The sequence below is a fragment of the Pseudarthrobacter sp. NamE2 genome (assembly GCF_005796205.1).
In the GTDB taxonomy this organism is placed as follows: domain Bacteria; phylum Actinomycetota; class Actinomycetes; order Actinomycetales; family Micrococcaceae; genus Arthrobacter.
Genome location: NZ_VAHN01000003.1, coordinates 84844 through 104583, shown reverse-complemented (window position 1 = coordinate 104583; position 19740 = coordinate 84844). Strand labels below are relative to the sequence as shown.

At 67.8% G+C, this 19740-nt stretch carries 16 protein-coding genes; 11 read left to right on the top strand and 5 right to left on the bottom strand.

The features are described from left to right. Positions 1-131: 131 nt before the first annotated feature. The 6 genes from FDW83_RS05325 (at position 132) to FDW83_RS05300 (ending at position 7249) form a co-directional block, all read left to right on the top strand. Positions 132-857, top strand: coding sequence for a TetR/AcrR family transcriptional regulator (locus FDW83_RS05325; RefSeq protein WP_138136564.1), 726 nt, complete (start codon positions 132-134; stop codon positions 855-857). Positions 858-874: 17 nt separating this feature from the next. Next, positions 875-3397 (top strand): MMPL family transporter, encoded by a 2523-nt coding sequence (locus FDW83_RS05320; protein WP_138136563.1) that lies wholly within the window; start codon positions 875-877, stop codon positions 3395-3397. A gap of 30 nt (positions 3398-3427) precedes the next feature. After that, positions 3428-4075 (top strand): nucleoside triphosphate pyrophosphatase, encoded by a 648-nt coding sequence (locus FDW83_RS05315; RefSeq protein WP_138136562.1) that lies wholly within the window; start codon positions 3428-3430, stop codon positions 4073-4075. 130 nt (positions 4076-4205) lie between these two features. Continuing rightward, complete coding sequence (locus FDW83_RS05310; RefSeq protein WP_138136561.1) at positions 4206-6014, top strand: biotin carboxylase N-terminal domain-containing protein; 1809 nt, start codon at positions 4206-4208, stop codon at positions 6012-6014. A gap of 15 nt (positions 6015-6029) precedes the next feature. After that, complete coding sequence (locus FDW83_RS05305; RefSeq protein ID WP_138136560.1) at positions 6030-6467, top strand: nuclear transport factor 2 family protein; 438 nt, start codon at positions 6030-6032, stop codon at positions 6465-6467. 50 nt (positions 6468-6517) lie between these two features. Then, complete coding sequence (locus FDW83_RS05300; RefSeq protein WP_138136559.1) at positions 6518-7249, top strand: glutamine amidotransferase; 732 nt, start codon at positions 6518-6520, stop codon at positions 7247-7249. A gap of 174 nt (positions 7250-7423) precedes the next feature. Here the strand turns inward: FDW83_RS05300 and FDW83_RS05295 are convergent, their stop codons facing one another. Then, entirely contained in the window at positions 7424-8836 is a 1413-nt protein-coding gene (locus tag FDW83_RS05295; RefSeq protein ID WP_138136558.1) for an MFS transporter, read from the bottom strand. Between the two features lie 276 nt (positions 8837-9112). Here FDW83_RS05295 and FDW83_RS05290 point away from each other — a divergent pair, with 276 nt between their 5' ends. From FDW83_RS05290 to FDW83_RS05280, 3 genes are read left to right on the top strand one after another with little or no spacing between them, the layout of a single operon-like run. Continuing rightward, a complete protein-coding gene (locus FDW83_RS05290) occupies positions 9113-10588 on the top strand; it encodes an MFS transporter (RefSeq protein WP_138136557.1) in 1476 nt (491 codons plus the stop codon). Between the two features lies 1 nt (position 10589). Continuing rightward, positions 10590-12806, top strand: a complete 2217-nt coding sequence (locus tag FDW83_RS05285) for a molybdopterin oxidoreductase family protein (RefSeq protein WP_138136556.1) — start codon at positions 10590-10592, stop codon at positions 12804-12806. After that, positions 12803-14365 carry an FAD-dependent oxidoreductase gene (locus FDW83_RS05280; RefSeq protein WP_138136555.1) on the top strand — a complete coding sequence of 521 codons (1563 nt, stop codon included), beginning with the start codon at positions 12803-12805 and terminating at the stop codon, positions 14363-14365. Before FDW83_RS05285 ends, FDW83_RS05280 begins: the two co-directional genes overlap by 4 nt. 12 nt (positions 14366-14377) lie before the next feature. Here the strand turns inward: FDW83_RS05280 and FDW83_RS05275 are convergent, their stop codons facing one another. The 3 genes from FDW83_RS05275 to FDW83_RS05265 form a co-directional block, all read right to left on the bottom strand. Beyond that, positions 14378-14557, bottom strand: a complete 180-nt coding sequence (locus FDW83_RS05275; RefSeq protein WP_138136554.1) for a PspC domain-containing protein — start codon at positions 14555-14557, stop codon at positions 14378-14380. A gap of 12 nt (positions 14558-14569) precedes the next feature. Further along, positions 14570-14830: a hypothetical protein gene (locus tag FDW83_RS05270; protein WP_138136553.1), complete on the bottom strand. Its 261-nt coding sequence runs from the start codon at positions 14828-14830 to the stop codon at positions 14570-14572. A gap of 140 nt (positions 14831-14970) precedes the next feature. Then, positions 14971-16386 carry an NAD(P)H-quinone dehydrogenase gene (locus FDW83_RS05265; RefSeq protein WP_138136552.1) on the bottom strand — a complete coding sequence of 472 codons (1416 nt, stop codon included), beginning with the start codon at positions 16384-16386 and terminating at the stop codon, positions 14971-14973. 104 nt (positions 16387-16490) lie between these two features. Between FDW83_RS05265 and FDW83_RS05260 the strand changes: the two genes are divergently transcribed. Together FDW83_RS05260 and FDW83_RS05255 are read left to right on the top strand one after the other, a co-directional pair. Continuing rightward, a complete protein-coding gene (locus FDW83_RS05260) occupies positions 16491-17309 on the top strand; it encodes a purine-nucleoside phosphorylase (protein ID WP_138136551.1) in 819 nt (272 codons plus the stop codon). 59 nt (positions 17310-17368) lie between these two features. Beyond that, positions 17369-19117, top strand: coding sequence for a phospho-sugar mutase (locus FDW83_RS05255; protein WP_171027458.1), 1749 nt, complete (start codon positions 17369-17371; stop codon positions 19115-19117). Between the two features lie 58 nt (positions 19118-19175). Here the strand turns inward: FDW83_RS05255 and nirD are convergent, their stop codons facing one another. After that, entirely contained in the window at positions 19176-19538 is a 363-nt protein-coding gene (gene nirD / locus FDW83_RS05250; RefSeq protein ID WP_138136549.1) for a nitrite reductase small subunit NirD, read from the bottom strand. Between the last annotated feature and the right edge of the window lie 202 nt (positions 19539-19740).

Sequence of the window (19740 nt, the reverse complement as noted above, 5' to 3'; positions counted from 1 at the left end):
GTCCTTCGAGGCCAGGCCAGCGGCCGACGATAACGCCGTTCTCCACCGGCTTCGTAGAGCCTTTCGGGAACCTTCATTCGGCTGTGGGATGAAACTTGCGCAGAGTGCAAAGTTGCACTTAATGTAAGCGCGTGACAACCCCACCTCCGGCGGCAGCAGAACCTGCCGCTGCCCCCTCCCGGCGCGAGCTCAACAAAGCCGCCACGCGCCTCGCCATCACCGAAGCTGCCCTGGGTCTGCTGCGCTCCAAGGGGCCGGGCAACTTCACCGCCGAGGACATCGCCGAGGCTGCCGGAATCTCCCGCCGCACATTCTTCAACTACTTCAGCAGCACCGATGCGGCCCTGGCCTCCATCACGCACGCCTTCCTCGACAAGGCCATCCAGCAGTTGCGGCTCCGCCCGGCCGACGAGCCGGTCCTGGAATCTGCCCAGGCTGCCCTGATGGCCCTGGCGGATCCCAAGGCCATTGCCCCGCTGGCGGAACTGTTCACGCTGACGCAGCAGAGCCCCCTCATGTCGCATACCGAACTTGAAGCGTGGGACCACTGCAGGGCACAGGTTTTCGACATCGCCCGTGAGCGCGTCGCCGGCATGCCCGGCGAGCAGGACGACCTTTATATCCGCGCCCTGGCGGGCTCCGTTATCTCCTGCGGAAAGGCCGCCCTGGAGGTCTGGTTCAGCCGCCGCGGTCCCGACCTCTCCCCCGCTTCCCTTGCGGACCTGCGGCAGCTGCTCATCGACGCGATGGCGCTGCTCGGAGCCGGCTTCAACGCCGTCCCGGCCCCGCCCGGCACCCGGCAACCGAAGGCCGCGAAAGCTGCTGCCCCCTCCCCGTCAGACTCCCGTTCCTCCTGATCAGATCGGTTCCCCTCATGGCACTGTTCCTATACCGCCTTGGCAAGTTCTCCTACCGCCGGCGCCGGCTGGTCATCTCGCTGTGGCTCGCTGCCCTGGTGGCCGTCGCCGGTTCCGCTGCCGCGTTCCACGGAACCCTGTCCAACAACTTCCAGATCCCCGGTACCGAGACCCAGCGGATTGCGGACAAGCTGAAGGAGGAGCTGCCGTCTGCGTCCGGGGGCACCGCCACCATTGTCTTCCAGGCTCCCGACGGCGGTTTCACGGACGAAAGCCGCACCGCTGTCACCGACGCCCTGAAGAAGTTGGAGACCCTGCCGGACGTCCGCGGCACCGTGGACCCGTTTGCCACCCAGGCCCAGGTGGACCAGGCCGGCCAGGCCATTACCGACGGCGAGCAGCAGCTGGCCGCCGGGCAGGCGCAGCTGGATGCCTCCAGGACCGAAATCGAGTCCGGGAAAGCCCGGCTCGCCGCAGCCGGGCAGCAGCTGGCCGCCGCAGGAGCCCCCGCCGCACTCATTGAAGCGCAACTGGGCCAGCAAAAGGCGTCGCTGGCCGAAGGAGAGGCCCGCCTCCAGGCAGGGGAACAAGAACTGGAAGCCAGCAAGGCCAAGCTGGAACTGGGCAAGCGCCAGGCCGAAGCCTCCTCAGCCATCCGCTTCGTGTCCGAGGACGGCCAGGCCGCCGTCGCGCAGGTGCAGTTCGACAGCTCCATCAACGGGCTGAGCCCGGAAGTCCGCCACGAGGTGCAGGCCATCGCCCATGAGACTTCCGCAGCCGGTGTCACCGCACTGGCCAGCAAGGAAATCACGGAGGACATCACAGAACTCTTCGGCGCTGCCGAAATCATCGGCATCGCCGTGGCGGCCCTGGTCCTGATCATCATGCTGGGCACCCTGGTTGCCGCCGGGCTGCCGCTGCTCATGGCAGTGGCAGGCGTGGGGGCCGGTGTGGGGATCACCTTCGCGCTCTCCGGGATCTTCGACATGAGCTCCATCTCCCCCATGCTCGCGCTGATGCTGGGCCTGGCCGTGGGCATCGACTACTCCCTATTCATCGTCAACCGGCACCGGACCCAGCTGCTGGCCGGCATGGACCCGGAGGAGTCGGTGGCGCGTGCCACCGGCACGTCCGGCAACGCCGTGGTGTTCGCCGGCCTCACCGTCATCATCGCCCTGGCCGCCCTGGTGGTGCCCGGCCTGCCGTTCCTTGCGGTCATGGGCCTGGCCGCCGCGGGAACCGTCGCGGTGGCAGTGCTGGTGGCCATCACCCTGACCCCGGCCATGCTGTCCCTGATCGGCCGCCGGATCGTCTCCCGCCGGGCCTGGGCGAAAGCGGAGGCCCACAACGCTGAGCCCGGCCACGAGGCCGCCGATGAGGCCAAGGACCGGGAGCGCAGCACCCACGGCTGGGGCGGCCTGGTCACCCGGCACCCGGTCCTGGCCCTGCTCGCCGGCGCCCTCCTGCTGGGCACGCTGGCCCTCCCGGCCACCCGACTCCAGCTCGCCCTGCCCGACGGCGGTTCCGAGCCCGTGGATTCCGAGGCCTACCAGGCATACGATCTGACCGCGCGGAGCTTCGGCGAAGGCGTCACCGGCCCCATCGTTGCCGTGGGCGAATTCCCGGCCAACCTGGACGAGCAGCAGGCGCAAACCCTGCAGTACGACGTCGCCGACAAGCTGCGCAGCGTGGACAACGTCGTGGCGGCCGTGCCCGTCGCGCTTAGTGACGACCGCCAAACCGCCGTCTTCCAGGTCATCCCCAGAGAAGGCCCGGCCAGCGCCAGCACGGTGCAGGTGGTATCCGAACTGCGCGGGCTGAACAACGGGATCCAGTCGGAATACGGTGTCACCATGGGCCTGACCGGCCAGACCGCAGGCAACATCGACGTCTCCACCAAGCTCGGTGGCGCCCTGCCGCCCTACCTGGCGATCGTCGTCGGCCTTTCCCTGATCCTGCTGCTCCTCGTGTTCCGCTCCGTCGTGGTGCCGCTGCTCGCCACGGGCGGGTTCCTGCTCTCCCTCGCCGCGGCCTTCGGCGCCGTGGTGGCCGTCTACCAGTGGGGCTGGCTGGGAAACGTGTTTGACGTCGCCAACCCCGGCGCCGTGCTGAGCTTCCTGCCCATCATCCTGATCGGCGTCCTGTTCGGCCTGGCAATGGACTACCAGGTGTTCATCGCCTCCGGCATGCGCGAGGCCTACATGCACGGATCCACGGCCAGGGAAGCGGTCCGGGTGGGCTTCAGCCACGCGGCCGCGGTGGTCACCGCCGCCGCAATCATCATGGTGAGCGTGTTCGCCGGCTTCATCTTCAGCCACCTCACCATGGTCCGGCCGCTCGGCTTTGCCATGGCGTTCGGTGTCCTGCTCGACGCCTTCGTGGTCCGGATGACCATCGTTCCGGCCGTGATGTACCTGCTCGGCGAAAAGTCCTGGTGGCTGCCCCGCTGGCTGGACCGGATCCTGCCCGACGTGGACGTGGAAGGCGCCAAGCTCAACCGCGCCGGGGCCGCTCCCCGGGCCGGGGAACTGGTCCACTGAGGCCGGCTTCCGTCCACTAGGCTTGGAGGCGTGCTCCGCCTGATACTCGCGTCCCAGTCCCCTGCCCGCACCAAGCTCCTCGCCGAGGCCGGCATCAGGCATTCGGTCCTCGTCTCCGACGTGGACGAGGACGCCGTGCAGGCCCGGTACGGCGTCACGGATCCGCATGACACTGCGCTGCTCCTGGCCCGGGCCAAGGCTGAGGCCGTTGCGGCGCTCCCGGAGGCGGAGGGTGCGCTGGTGCTTGGCTGCGACTCGGTCTTCGAATTCGACGGCGAGGCGCACGGCAAGCCGTACACGGCGGACGTCGCGCGTGAGCGCATGCTGCGGATGAGCGGAAATTCCGGGGTGCTGCACACGGGACACTGGCTGGTGGACTGCCGGGGCACGGATCCGGACGACGACGGCGGGGATCCCGGCTCGGGTGCCACGGTGGGGGCCGTCTCCTCCGCCGAGGTGTCCTTCCTTGAGATGGAGCCCGCGGAAATCGACGCGTACATCGCCACGGGCGAGCCGCTGCACTGCGCCGGATCATTCACCATAGACGGCCTGGGCGGCGCCTTCATCCGCAAGGTGGACGGGGACCCGCACGCCGTCGTCGGACTTTCCGTGTCGACGCTGCGCGGGCTCCTCGCCTCCGCCAACGTGCGGATCACCGATCTGTGGCCCTCGCCGTGAACATCCCCTTTTTCGGCCCGCCTTGTAGCTTCCCTACAAAGCCTTGCCGGTTTACGCGCGGGTTCCGCAAGTAATATCGGCGGAACCTCCAAAAGCGCGCTAGGCTCCCTGAAGGAAAGAAGGAGACGCCTTGTCAGCAAATTTGGAGCAGTCCGCCCGTCCCACCCAGCCGAGCCTCACAAAGGTGCTGATCGCCAACCGCGGTGAAATCGCGGTCCGCATCATCCGCGCCGCCCGCGATGAGGGCATCGCCTCGGTGGCGGTCTACGCCGACCCGGACCGCGACGCACTCCATGTCCGACTCGCTGACGAAGCCTACGCGCTGGGCGGCAACACCGCTGCCGAGTCCTACCTGATGATGGACAAGATCATTGACGCGGCCCGTGAGTCCGGCGCGGACGCCATCCACCCCGGCTACGGCTTCCTGGCCGAGAACGCCCAGTTCGCCGCCCGCGTCATCGAGGCGGGCATCACCTGGATCGGCCCGTCGCCGGAGGCCATCTCCGCCTTGGGCGACAAGGTCAAGGCCCGGCACATCGCGGAGAAGGTGGGCGCTCCCCTGGTTCCCGGCACGGCCGACCCCGTAGCCTCTGCGCAGGAGGTCCTGGACTTCGTGGACCAGCACGGGCTGCCCGTCGCCATCAAGGCAGCCTTCGGCGGCGGCGGCCGCGGCATCAAGGTTGCCCGCACCCGCGAGGAGATCCCCGAACTGTACGAGTCCGCCGTCCGCGAAGCCACCGCAGCGTTCGGCCGCGGCGAATGCTTCATCGAGCGGTTCCTCGATTCCCCCCGCCACGTGGAAACGCAGTGCCTGGCCGATGCCTACGGCAACGTTGTGGTGGTCTCCACCCGCGACTGCTCGCTGCAGCGCCGCAACCAGAAGCTGGTGGAGGAAGCACCCGCCCCGTTCCTGACCGGGGAGCAGAACCGGCGGCTCTACGAATCCTCCAAAGCCATCCTCAAGGAGGCAGGCTACCTGGGCGCCGGCACCTGCGAATTCCTCGTGGGGCAGGACGGCACCATTTCCTTCCTCGAAGTGAACACCCGGCTCCAGGTGGAGCACTGCGTTTCCGAGGAAGTGACCGGCATCGACCTGGTCCGTGAGCAGTTCCGCCTGGCCCGCGGCGAGGAGCTCGGCTACGGCGATCCGGAGGTCCGCGGCCACTCCATCGAGTTCCGCATCACCGGCGAGGACCCGGGCCGGAACTTCATGCCTGCCCCGGGCACCATCCGCGTGCTGAAGAACCCCACCGGCCCCGGCGTCCGGATCGATTCCGGCATTGAACAGGGCGACGTGATCAGCGGCAACTTCGATTCCATGCTGTCCAAGCTCATCGTTACCGGGGCCAGCCGGCCTCAGGCGCTGCAGCGTGCCCGCCGCGCCCTGGAGGAGATGGTGGTCGAGGGCATCCCGACGGTCATTCCCTTCGACCTGGCTGTCGTCTCCGACCCGGCCTTCGCGCCGGCAGAGGGACCGTTCAAGGTTCACACCCGCTGGATCGAAACCGAGTTCACGAACAACCTGCCGGCCTGGACACCGGAAGGCGCTGCGGAAGCGGGAACCGCCGAGGACCGCCAGCGCGTGGTGGTCGAGGTGGGCGGCAAGCGGCTGGAAGTCGTGCTGCCCGCATCCCTGGGTACCCCCGGCACCGGTTCACCCGCAGCCGCCAAGTCGGCCAAATCCAGGAAGCGTTCCCGCTCGGGCGGGCCCGCGGCCGCCACCGGCAACGCCCTCGCCTCGCCGATGCAGGGCACCATCGTCAAGGTTGCAGTGGCGGACGGCGACGTCGTGGCAGAGGGCGACCTGGTTGTGGTCCTTGAGGCAATGAAAATGGAACAGCCGCTGACTGCGCACCGTTCCGGCACCATCACCGGCCTGAACGCCGCAGCCGGCGAAACAGTGACCGCAGGTGCCGTCATCGCCACCATCGAAGACTAGCCGACGGAGGCACGCATGCTCGCACCCAGCTTTCAGGAAGAGGTGGACCGCTACCACGCGGCGGTTCCTGAGATCACCCAGGGCAACCCGGGGCCGGTCAAGGAGCTGTACTCACGGCTCGACGACGTCACCCTGGCCAATCCGTTTGGCGGCATCGCGCGCGGCTGGGCACAGGTGGAGGCGCGCCTGGACCAGGCCGCACGCCAGTTCCAGGACGGCCAGATGCTGGGCTTCGACACCGTCACCTCCTACACCGCACGTGACACTGCCTACCTGGTGGAGACCGAGCACTTCCGTGCCCGGCTGGACGGCGGGGCCATCGAGGAATTCGCGCTCCGGGTGACGAGTGTCTTCCGCCGCGAGGAAGGGTACTGGAAGCTGGTGCACCGGCACGCCGATCCGGCCGCCCGGCCCCAGTCGCGGCGGTCCCTGAGCCAGCCGACCGGCAGCTGACGGGCGCCGGCCTACTGACAGGCCGCACCGGGAACGGGCACACTTAGCAGATGTTGCCTTTCCTGCTGCTGGCCTCCCGGGCCGAGGATGCCGCCGCCGAGGACGAGTATGCCGCCTACCTGCGCTACGGCGGGCTGGAGCCGCAGGAACTGCACCGCATCCGCCTGGAGGCAACACCGCTGCCGGACCTGGACCTGTCCTCCTACTCCGGGGTGATCGTGGGCGGCAGCCCGTTCACGTCCAGCGACCCGCCGGAGGAAAAAAGCGCGGTGCAGCACCGGGTGGAGCGGGAACTGTCCGGCCTCCTGGACCAGCTGGTGGCCATGGACTTTCCCTTCCTGGGCGCCTGCTACGGCGTGGGAACCCTCGGCACGCACCAGGGCGCCGTCATAGACCGCACCTATGGCGAACCGCTGGGCGGGGCCGAGATAGAACTGACCGATGCAGGCCTGGCGGACCCGCTCCTGAAAGGGATGCCCCGCACCTTCACCGCCTTCACCGGACACAAGGAAGCCTGCACGGTCCTGCCGCCGCACGCAGTGCTGCTGGCCCGCTCATCCGCATGCCCGGTCCAGATGTTCCGCATCCGCACCAACCTGTATGCCACCCAGTTCCATCCTGAGCTGGACGTCAATGGCCTCATCACCCGGATCGACATCTACCGCCACGCCGGCTACTTCCCGCCGGAGTCCGCGGAGGACCTGATGGACAACGCGCGGCAGTTCACTGTGACTGAGCCGATGAACATCCTGCGGAACTTCGTAACCCGGTACGCCGCGTGAGCCGCCCCTCCAAAAAGTCGGCCCCGCCGTCGTGCCTTCCTTCCCGGTGCACTTCACCCGGGAAAGCAGAATGCTAACCCGGAAAAGCAGAATGCCCGGCACGATCCCCGTTTTCACGGGGGCCATGCCGGGCACCCTACCCGCTAACCGGGCTGGAACGCGCGGGTAAGAGTGTCAGGCCACGTTGTTCTCGTAGTCCAGGTCGCGGGTTTCCTTGCTCACGAACAGCGCGATGAGGGTCAGCACGGCCATGGAGGTCAGGTAGATACCCACCAGCACGGGGCTGCCGTCTGCGGCTTCCCACAGGGCCACGGCGATGAACGGAGCCACCGCAGCGCCGAGGATGCTGGAGAAGTTGTAGCTGACGGCGGAACCGGTGTACCGGACGTTTGTCGGGAAGAGCTCCGGCAGCAGCGCGCCCATGGGACCGAAGGTGAGGCCCATCAGGGAGAAGCCGATGACCAGCAGCGCCATGGTGCCGATGAATCCGCCGCTGAACAGCGGAACGAACAGCAGGCCGAAGACGAAAATCCCTGCGGTGACTGCGATCAGCATCTTGCGGCGGCCGTACTTCTCGGCCAGCGGGCCGGAAACCAGCGTGAAGATACCGAAGAACACGACGCCGGCAATCAGCATCCAGAGGAAATCGTTGCGGGTGTAGCCCAGGCCGGGAACAAACGCGGCTGCGGCGGCTTCGGTCATGGGCTTGCCGGCCTTCTCGGCAGCGGCGCGGGCAGCTTCGAGGCTGGCGGGGCGGGTGCCGTAGGTCAGCGTGAACGTGGTCATCAGGTAGAAGAGCACATAGGTGGCGAGCATGATGAACGTGCCCAGGATCAGCTGGCGCCAGCTGGTCTTGAAAACGCGGCCCAGGGGCAGCTTGGCCACCTCGTTGGACTCGATCACCTTGGTGAACGCAGGGGTCTCGATCAGCTTGAGGCGCACGTAGAGGCCGATGATGACCATGACGGCCGAGAGCAGGAACGGCACCCGCCAGCCCCAGGCCATGAAGTCGGTTGGGGACAGTGCGTAGCTGAACACCAGGAAGATGACGTTGGCAATGATGAAGCCGATCGGGGCGCCAAGCTGGGGGAAGGTGCCATAGATGGCGCGCTTGTTGGCGGGCGCGTTTTCAGTGGCCAAAAGGGCAGCACCGCTCCACTCGCCGCCCAGGGCCAGGCCCTGCGCGAACCGCATGACCACCAGCAGGGCCGGAGCCCAGAATTCCCAGCCGGGAACGAGCGCCGTGGGCAGGCAGCCGATCAGGAAGGTGGCGATACCCATCGTGAGCAGCGAGGCTACCAGGGTGCCCTTGCGGCCGAACTTGTCGCCGAAGTGCCCGAAGACGATCGAGCCCAGCGGCCGGGCGATGAAGGCTACGCCGAACACCGCAAAGGAGCTCAGCAGCTGTGTTGTTTCATTGGCGCTGGGGAAGAACAGCTGCGGGAATACGAGCACCGCTGCCGTGGCATAGACGTAGAAGTCGTAGAACTCGACCGTGGTGCCGATGAGGCTGGCCACGATCACACGGCCGCGCGAGTTAACCGGCTGCGGCGGGCCAGGCACCGTGGAGGTATCGGTGGAAGACATAGGGTAAACGCTTTCGTAAGAACCGGCCGGATGCCGGGGTGGCCTCCGGGTCGAAATAGTTAGAGTTCAATATTAGTTCCCGTGGTCCAGTCAATGGACGAAAGGTCCAGCATACGGACATGTGCTGTCTGTCTCATTTTGCAGCTGCTACCGGCGCCTAACCACGGCCGGAAGGCGCCGATAGGCAAATGTCACAGCGCGTTAACACTCAGCGTCGGTCTGTGAAACGCACCGTCCCTACCTTGGAGGAACAACATCCCCCAAAGGAGGTAACCCGTGACTGTCGACCGCACCGCTGATGCCGGCACCGGCAATTCCCTGGACCTTGACGACGCCAAAGACCCAGCAGCCCTTGCCGCATCCGCCAGCGCACAGCCCGGCTCTACCCGCACCACAGACGCCCCCGCCCTTGAATTCCGCCCCGGACGCTGGATTGCCAACTGGGACGCCGAGAACAAGGAGCAGTGGGACTCCGCCGGCCGCTCCATCGCCCGCCGCAACCTCAACTGGTCCATCTTCGCCGAATTCCTCGGCTTCGTGGTCTGGCAGCTGTGGTCCATCGTGGTGGTCCAGCTCCCCGCAGCCGGATTCACGTTCTCCACGTCGGAAATCTTCTGGCTCATCTCAATGCCAAGCCTCGTGGGCGCCACGCTCCGCATCCCCTACACGTTCATGGTTCCCCGCTTCGGCGGACGCAACTGGACCATCGTCTCCGCGCTCCTCCTCCTGATCCCGTCCATCGGCCTGGCACTGTGCGTCTCCAACCCGGAAACACCGTTCGCCGTCATGCTCCTCGTCGCTGCCCTGGCCGGCTTCGGCGGCGGCAACTTCGCCAGCTCCATGGCCAACATCACCTTCTTCTACCCTGCCCGTGAAAAAGGCTGGGCGCTGGGCCTGAACGCCGCCGGCGGGAACCTGGGTGCCGCCGTCGCGCAGCTCGCCGTGCCGATCGCCATCACCCTGCTTGCCGCCGGAACGGTGAACCTGCCGATGGCCGGCTGGATGTGGGTGCCGTTCATCCTCCTGGCCGCCTTCGGTGCCTGGAAGTACATGAACAACCTCACCAGCGCCAAGGGCGACGTCGCCGGTTCCGTCGCGGCCCTCAAGGAACCGCACCTGTGGATCATGGCGCTGCTCTACATCGGCACCTTCGGTTCGTTCATCGGATTCGCGGGTGTGTTCCCTAAACTCATCAAGGACTACTTCCCCGAGTTCTCCTCCATCGCAGTCGGAACCGTGGCACTGTCCCTCGCATTCCTCGGCCCGCTGGTCGGCTCGCTGGCCCGCCCCTACGGCGGACGCATGGCGGACCGGATGGGCGGCGCCCGGATGACGGTTGCAGCCTTCGCCATCATGGCGGCGATCACCCTGACCATGATCTGGACGCTGCCGCTGAAGAACTTCTGGCTCTTCCTGGTCCTGTTCCTGATGCTCTTCACCGCCAGCGGCTTCGGCAACGGCGCAACCTACCGCATGATCCCCGTCATCTTCGCCACCTCCAGCAGGGCCGCAAAGAACGGTGCCAGCTCCGTGGCAACCCAGCGGCTGGCGTCCTCAGCCCTGGGCCTGATCTCCGCCATCGGCGCCTACGGCGGGTTTGTCATCCCGCAGGTGCTCAATGCCTCCAACACCGCCAGCGGTTCCTACACCCCCGCGTTCTACGGCTTCGTGGCCGCCTACGGCCTGATGCTGGCAGTGTGCTGGTTCTGCTACATCCGCAACGCCAACCGAAATGCGATGGGACACGTCTAACATGACCAACGGCGCCGACACGCACTGCCCTTACTGCGCCCTGCAGTGCGCCATGACGCTCACGTCACCAGCGGAACTGGCCCCGGCATCCCCGCCGGGGCCAGTCCCCGTGGCTCTTTCCGCAGCCCCGGCCTCCCCCGCCGCCGGAAGCGCCCCCCTCGACGTCCAGGGACGCGATTTCCCCACCAACCGCGGCGGCCTGTGCCGCAAAGGCTGGACCTCGCCCACGCTTCTGAACCACGCCGGCCGGATTACCGAACCCCTGCTCAGGGACGCGGACGGCGTGCACCGCCCCATCAGCTGGGACCGGGCCCTCGACCTTGCCGTATCCGCCGTGAAGGACGCCCAGGCACGCCACGGTGCTGACGCCGTCGGCGTTTTTGGCGGCGGCGGCCTCACCAACGAAAAGGCCTACATGCTGGGAAAGTTTGCCCGGCTCGCCCTGGGAACCTCCCGCATCGACTACAACGGCCGGTTCTGTATGTCCTCCGCGGCGGCCGCCGGGATGCGCGCCTTCGGTGTTGACCGCGGACTGCCCTTTCCGCTGGAAGCCCTGGACACCGCCAGCACCATCCTGATGCTCGGCTCCAACGTGGCCGAGACCATGCCGCCCTTCGTCCAGCACCTCAAGGGAGCACGCGACGCCGGCGGGCTGATCGTGGTGGATCCGCGCCGCTCGGCCACGGCGGCGTTCACGGCCGACGGCGGCGGCATGCACCTTCAGCCCCTGCCGGGCACCGACCTGGCCCTGCTGCTGGGCATTTCCCACGTGGTCATCCACGAAAACCTGGTGGACACCGCCTACGTCGAAGAGCGCACCACGGGCTACAGCGCCGTAGCCCGCAGCGTCAACGCCTTCTGGCCCGAACGGGTCCAGTCCCTGACAGGAGTCCCGGCCGACCTCATCCGGGAAACGGCGCGCAGGCTCGCCGCCGGGTCCCGCCGGGGCGGCAGCTACATCCTCACCGGCCGCGGCGTGGAACAGCACGTGGACGGCACGGACACCGCCACCGCCGCCATCAACCTCAGCCTCCTGCTGGGCCTGCCCGGATCCGCCCGCAGCGGCTACGGCACGCTCACCGGACAGGGCAACGGCCAGGGCGGCCGCGAGCACGGACAAAAAGCTGACCAGCTGCCCGGCTACCGGAAAATTACCGATCCCGCCGCCCGCGCCCATGTGGCCGGCGTCTGGGGTGTTCCCGAGGACCTGATCCCAGGACCCGGGCTCCCCGCGGTGCAGCTGCTGAAGTCGCTGGGACAGCCCGACGGCGTGCGGTGCCTTTTCGTCCATGCCTCCAACATCGCCGTGGCCTCCCCCGACGCCAATGCGGTGATCGCGGGCATGCGCAGTTTGGACTTCCTGGTTGTGTGCGACTTCTTTATGTCCGAGACCGCCGCCGAAGCGGACCTCATCCTGCCGGTCCTGCAGTGGGCCGAGGAGGAAGGCACGCTCACCAACCTGGAAGGCCGGGTCCTCCGCCGCCGCCGGGCACTGCAGCCTCCGGCGGGAGCCCGCAGCGAGTTGTGGATCATGGCGCGCCTGGCCGAACGGCTCGGTGCCCCGTCCACCTACAGCGAGGACCCGGAAACCGTGTTCGAGGAACTCCGCCGGGCCTCTGCCGGCGGACTCGCGGACTACTCCGGTATCGACTACGCGATGCTGGACCGCGGCGAGGCCGCCTACTGGCCGTATCCGGCAGGCGGCACAGGAACGCCCCGGCTGTTCCGGGAGCGCTTTGCCCACCCCGACGGCAAGGCCGTGATGGTTCCGGTGGCCCCGCGCCGCCGTCGTACGCCTGCTGCCAGCCCCGATGCCGCGGCGAAGGAAATGATCCTGATCACCGGCAGGCTCCTGGAGCACTACCAGTCCGGCTCGCAGACCCGGCGGGTGCCCGAGCTGCTGGCTGCCCGGCCGGAAGCCACTGTGCAGATCCACCCTGCGCCGGCCGCCGCACTGGGCATCGCGGAGGGAGCCCTGGTCTCGGTGTCCAACGAGCTCGGCGAGGTGGTGTGCCGGGCCGGGCTCAGCACGTCCATCCGCCCCGAGACGGTGTTCCTGCCGTTCCACTTTCCCGAACTCGGAAGCGCCAACCGCCTCACCGAAGCGGCCACCGACCCGACTTCCGGGATGCCCGAATTCAAGTTCAACAATGTGTGGGTCCGGCCCGTGGCCGCCGTCCCAACCGGCAAAGTGCTGCAAACGATGGAGGCCTCATGAGCGAGCAAGTAGTCATTGTGGGATTCGGTCCGGTGGCGTCCCGGCTGGTGGACGAACTGCTGCCGGCCGTGCGCGCAGGGCACGTGGCCCTGACCGTCGTGGGCGAGGAAGCCGAGGCCGCCTACAACCGCGTCCTGGTGGCCGACCTCGGCGTTGGGCGCACCACCGCAGACGCCCTGGCCCTGTCCGACGCTGCCGCCCTGGTTGCCGAGGGGGTGGACGTCCGCCTCGGCACCCGGGTGCGCCGCGTGGACCGCGCCCGGCAGCAGGTGCTCCTGTCCGGCGGCCCGGCCGTCCACTACGACCGGCTGGTCTTTGCCACCGGCTCCCGTCCGGTCATCCCCAACCTGACCGGCATCAACCCGGATCCCGCGTCACCCGTCCTGCCCGCCGGCGTCACGGCGCTGCGTGACCTCCGGGATGCGGCTGTGCTGCGGCAGGCGGTGGCCGGCGGCAAGCGGGTGGTGGTCCTGGGCGGCGGCGTGCTGGGCCTGGAAACGGCGCTGGCAGCCGCTGAGGAAGGCGCCACCGTCACCGTTGTCCATAACGGCCCGCACCCCCTGGGGCGCACCATCGACCGCGGCGGCGGGGCCGTGCTGGCGGCCGGACTGCGGCGCTGCGGAGTGAGGATGGCCGGCAATGCCCGCTCCACCGCAGTGGAGCACAACGCCCCCGACGGCGGTTTCTCGGCGCTGCTGCTCGAGGACGGCTCGGCGATCGACGGGGACCTCCTGGTCATCTCATGCGGCGTGCGTCCCCGTACGGAACTGGCGGAGGGCTGCGGGCTTTCCACGTCAACCGGGATTTTGGTGGACCACAAGCTGCGGGCGCACCATGAGCCGCACATCTTCGCCATCGGTGACTGTGCCGAGGTGCGTTGCCCGGACCCGGACTGCGCCGCGTGCCGGAACGCCAAGGGCCCGTCCGGCCTGGTGGGTCCCGGCTGGAGGCAGGCGGAATGGCTGGCTGAATACCTCACCCTCCTTGCTGCCGGCATCGAAAGCGACGCCGGCCTGCTGCCTGAACTGCCGGCCGAGCAGCCCGCCGTTATCGTCCTCAAGGCACGCGGGCTGAACATGGCGCTGGCGGGCGACAACCAGGCCGACCCCTGGGACGAGGAGGTTCTCAGCGCCGGTGCAGTGAACGGCCGCGCGCGGTTGCAGATTGCCCAGTGGGCAGATCCCGAGCATGGACGCTACGTCAAGATGACCACCCGTGGCGGCGTCCTCGAAGGTCTGGTCGCCGTCGGCATGCCGCGCACGGCCGCCGAGCTTGTGGGGCTCTACGAGCGCTCCGCCGAGCTGCCGGCTGACCGCTCGCTTCTGCTGCGGCTGGACGGGCCGGACCAGCTGCCGGGAACGGCAGCATCCGATCCCGCCGGAACGGTGTGCCGGTGCGCAGGCGTCAGCGCGGCAACCATCCAGGGCGCCGTTGAGGAAGGCTGCTCCGCCGTGGCCGACGTGTCCAAGGCCACCAGGGCCGGAACCGGCTGCGGCGGCTGCCACGAGGACATCAGGGCCCTGATCGAAAAACACTTCCAGGCGGTCTCCGCCGCGTGACCCCTGGAAACGCTAAGCCGGTGCCTTGGGGATGATGATCCACAGCGCGATGTAGACCAGCTCCCCGATGCCCACCAGGCCAAAGATCACGAACGCCAGCCGCACCAGGAACTTGGGCAGCCCGAACCGGGCTGCGAGCGCCGCGCAGACGCCCCCGATCATCTTGCCCCGGCGCGGACGTACGAGTGCCATGGACATGATCCGCTAGCCTTCCGCCCCTGGGTCGCCTGCCGCGGTGAACTTCCCGCCGGCAACTGCCTCCGCGTACTGGGTAAGGTCGGGCCCCGGCTGGAAGTCGACGAACTGCGGCTTCAGCTTCTCGAACAGGAACTTGTAGACCTCGTCCTTGTCAGCACCGGACAGGGACGACGCCGCTTCCCGGACTGCCTCCTGCAGCGCCCGGTCGGCGTCCACCAGGATCTTCTCCCGCGCCTGCTCGTTCCACTTGACGTCCTGCAGTTCCATGGGGTTCTCCTTGCGTCGACGGCTTGAAGCAGGGACGGCCGGAAATTCGTAGATGGAATCTCCGGCCGGTCCTTGAAGGAGTCTATGCAGGAGGCAGCGGCGGGGTCCAGACTTTCCGGCCCGCGCCGCTCCCGCAGCAGCTACAGGTGCACGTGCAGGCGGCGGGCTGCCTCGGAAATGGACCCTGTCAGCGACGGATAGACGGTGAAGGTGCTGGCGACGTCGTCCACATGCAGCTTCTGCTTCACCGCGATGGAGATGGGAAAGATCAGTTCCGAGGCGTTGGGGCCCACCACAACGCCGCCGATCACGGTTCCGGAGCCCTTGCGGGCAAAGATCTTCACAAACCCGTCCCGGGCGTTGCGCATCTTGGCCCGCGCGTTGCTGCGCAGGGACAATTTGACCACGTCGCCCTGGTACTTGCCGGAATCGATGTCCGCCTCGGAGACGCCCACGTTTGCGATCTCCGGGGACGTGAAGATGTTGGATGCCACCTGGTGCAGCTTGAGCGGGGTGACCACATCCCCCATGAAATGGGCTACGGCGATGCGCCCCTGCATAGCTGCGACGGACGCCAACGGCAGCACGCCGGTGCAGTCACCGGCGGCGTAGATGTTGGGCGCACTGGTGCGGGAGACGCCGTCGACCTTCACATGGCCGCTGTCGCCGAGGGCGACGCCCGCTTCCTCAAGTCCAATGCCCGCGGTGTTGGGGATGGAGCCGAGGCAGAGCAGGCAGTGGCTGCCCGTGACCTTGGTGCCGTCGCTGAGGGTAACCACCACGCCGTCCTCCGTGCGGTCCACGGACTCCGCCCGCGAGCGGGACAGGACGCGGACGCCGCGGCGTTCGAACACTTCCTCCAGCACCACGGCGGCATCGACGTCGGAGCCGGGCAGCACGCGGTCGCGGCTGGACACCAGCGTGACCTTGGAGCCGAGGCCGTTGTAGGCGGAAGCGAACTCGGCACCGGTGACACCCGAGCCCACCACGATCAGGTCCTCGGGCAGCTCGTCCAGGTTGTAGATCTGCGTCCAGTTGAGGATGCGCTCACCGTCCGGCCGGGCCGTGGGGAGCTCCCGCGGATGGGCGCCGACGGCGAGCAGGATGGTGTCCGCCTCCACGATCTCGGTGCCGTCCAGGGTGAGGACTTCGATGGTGTGGTTGTCGAGCAGGCGGCCCGAACCCGTCAGGATCCGCACGCCCTGCGCGGCCAGGCCGTCGTGGATGTCCCTCGACTGGCTGCGCGCCAGGTTCAGCAGGCGGTCGTTGATGTGCTTGAGGTCCGCGCGCATCACCGGCACGAAGTCGCCGCCGTCGACGTCGAACTTCACTCCCAGCTCGCCTGCCTCGGCAACCCGGGTCATCAGGTCGGCCGTGGCGATGAGCGTCTTGGAGGGCACCACATCGGTGAGTACGGCGGATCCGCCCAGGCCGGCCCGTTCAACGATGGTGACCTGCGCCCCCAGTGAGGCGGCCACCATGGCGGCTTCGTACCCGCCCGGGCCGCCGCCAAGGATTGCGATCCGGGGTGCGCTGAAATCTGGATGCGTAGTCACAATTCATCATTCTCGCCCATCCCCCGCCGCAGCACCAAGAATCCATGCACCCTGCGAGGCAGGCTGTGGTGGGCGCAACAGGAGCGGCAGGATAACTTGTACTCGTGAGTACAACAGACTTCCTGAACACGGATCCCTTCGCCGCAGCCCGCGCGGCGGCTGACTACATCGCCGAGGAAACAGCAGTGGACAGCCACGACGTTGCCCTGGTGCTCGGCTCCGGCTGGGGTGCTGCGGCAGACCTCATCGGCGAAACCACCGCGACCCTTTCCGCCGAGGAGGTTCCCGGTTTCCACGCCCCGGCCGTGGAGGGGCACGTGGGGACCATCCGTTCGGTCCTCACCGCCGACGGCAAGCGCGCCCTGGTCCTGGGTGCCCGGACGCACTACTACGAAGGCAAGGGCGTCCGCGCTGTGGTGCACGGCATCCGCGCCGCGGCCGCCGCCGGCTGCACCACGCTGGTCCTCACCAACGGCTGCGGCGGACTCAACGACAACTGGGCTCCGGGCACCCCGGTCCTCATCAAAGATCACATCAACCTCACCGCGGCCTCACCCCTTGAGGGCGCAACGTTCGTTGACCTGACGGATCTGTACTCGTCCCGCATCCGCGGCCTGGCCCGGGAAGTGGACCCGACCCTCGGCGAGGGCGTCTACGCACAGTTCACCGGGCCGCACTACGAGACCCCGGCCGAGGTGCAGTATGCCAAGCGGATCGGGGCGGACCTGGTGGGCATGTCGACGGCGCTGGAGGCCATTGCAGGGCGGCACGCCGGCATGGAGGTGTTCGGCATCTCCCTGGTCACCAACCTCGCCGCGGGCATCAGTCCGGTTCCGCTCAGCCACCAGGAAGTCATCGAGGCGGGGCAGGCAGCGGGCCCGCGGATTTCCCGGCTCCTGGCCGACATCATCGCCAAACTGTAGGCACTGCTTCGGCGCGGATGGGGAGGAACTGAAGGGACAATGACGATAGCGTGGTGCCCATGACGTCCGCCGATGCCGATTTCCGCCTGCTCGACGAAGCCCGCGCCTGGGCCTCCCACGATCCGGATCCCGCAACGGCGGCATCCCTCCTCGAGCTCATCAGGCTGGTAGAGGACGGTGACCCGGCAGCCCGGCAGGAACTTGTTGACAGCTTCCGCGGCGCCCTGCAGTTCGGCACCGCCGGGCTGCGGGCGGCGCTGGGCCCCGGCCCGAACCGGATGAACCGGGCGGTGGTACGGCGTGCCGCCGCCGGGCTGGCCGCTTTCCTGCTGGACACGGTTGGCACGGTATCCCCCGGAACCCGGCCGCGCGCCGTCGTCGGTTATGACGCCCGTTACAACTCTGACGTGTTCGCGGCCGAGACCGCGGCCATCTTCACTGCCGCGGGCATCGAAACGTTCCTGATGCCGGCAGCCCTGCCCACACCCCTGCTGGCGTACGCTGTCCGGGCGTTGGAGTGCGACGGCGGCGTGATGGTCACTGCCAGCCACAACCCTCGGCAGGACAACGGCTACAAGGTGTACCTGGGCCGGCACGCCGTCCCGGAGAGCGGCAACGGCGCCCAGATCGTCACCCCGTACGACGCCGAAATCGCGGCCCGGATCAACGCCGTGGGTTCCCTGGAATCCATCGCGCTCGCCCAGGAGGGCTGGACGGTCCTTGAGGACTCCATCGTCGGGGAGTACCAGCGTGCCGTGGCGGGGCTTGTCCACAGCGATTATTTCCCGGCACGCGACCTGCGCATCGTCCTTACCCCCATGCACGGGGTGGGTGGTGAAACGGCGCTGGCCGTGCTCAGGGCTGCCGGCTTCGTGGACGTCACCCTGGTGGCCGAACAGGCGAAGCCGGACCCGGATTTCCCCACTGTGAGCTTCCCCAATCCGGAGGAGCCGGGCGCCCTGGACCTCGCCCTGGAAACCGCCTCCCGGCTTGACGCCGACATCGTGATCGCCAACGACCCCGACGCCGACCGTGCAGCGGTTGCCGCAAAGGATCCGGATTCCGGCGCCTGGCGGATGCTGCGGGGCGACGAGGTGGGCGCGCTGCTGGGTGCGCATATTGCTGCCCGCCTGGCGGCTGCCGCCGGCGGCGGTGCTGACGGCGCCCACGGGGTGTTCGCCAACTCCATTGTGTCGTCGCGGTTGCTGGCCCGGATCGCCGCGGAGGCCGGCTATGAGCATGAGGAGACCCTCACCGGGTTCAAGTGGATTTCGCGGGTGCCCGGGCTGCTGTACGGATACGAGGAGGCGCTGGGCTACTGCGTTGCGCCGGACCTGGTGAAGGACAAGGACGGCATTTCTGCTGCCGTCCTCATTGCTGAGCTGGCGGCAGCAGCCAAGGCCGACGGCAAAACCATTTTCGACACTTTGGACGAGCTCTACCTGAAGCACGGCCTGCACGCCAGCGACCAGCTGAGCATCAGGGTGGCGGACCTGGGACTGCTGGACGCCATGATGAACCGGCTGCGGGTTTCGCCGCCGGAATCCTTCGGGTCCTCCGCCGTCGAAGTTTTCACGGACCTGGCCGAAGGCACCGACCAGCTGCCGCCCACCGACGGACTCCTGTACGTGACCCGGGACCTCACGCGGGTAATCATCCGGCCAAGCGGCACCGAGCCGAAGCTCAAGTGCTACCTCGAAGTCATCCACCACGCCGCCTCCGCAGCGGAACTGCCTGCTGCACGGCTGGCGGCGCGGGCTTCACTGGACGAGGTGCTCAAGGATGTCAGCGAGGCGCTGGGACTTTAACAGCGAAGAAGGGGCGCCTGCCGGCGCCCCTGCTTCCTGCTTTGCATGGTTGTTGCCGCTACAGCTCAACCTCGACATAACCGTCCACAACCCGGGTACCGAAAGCCTGGATTTCGAGGCCCGGAGTGCTGAAGCACTCCCCTGTCTCCAGGTCGTAGACCTCTTTGTGCAGCGGCGAAGCAATCGTGGGGCGGGATCCCTTCGAACCCAGGATGCCGCGGGCCATGACGTGGGCGCCGGTGGCCGGGTCCTCGTGGGCCACGGCGAACACCTCGCTGGGACCGGTGCGGAAAAGCGCGATCTGGCGGCCGGCCACAAGGGCAGCCTCGCCCCAGGAAAGTTCCAGGTCGTCCACCGGGCAGACGCGGTGCCATCCGGTGGTGGCGGTGTCGAGTGCCCCAAGTTCCAGTGTTGCCGTCATGTCCGGCTCCTTTCCCTGTGTTTGTTGTCCTGTGCTTGTCATCCGGACTGCTGGCGATGCGGCCGTGTTCCACGCTAGGACCGGGGTGTTTCGGGAGGATGCAGCGCATGTGTCCGGCGCGTAAAAGAGACCTAACGCGGCTGGAAATGCGTTCGTGATGCAGAAGTTAAGTCGGCGAAACAATCGGGAAACTGAAGCGAAA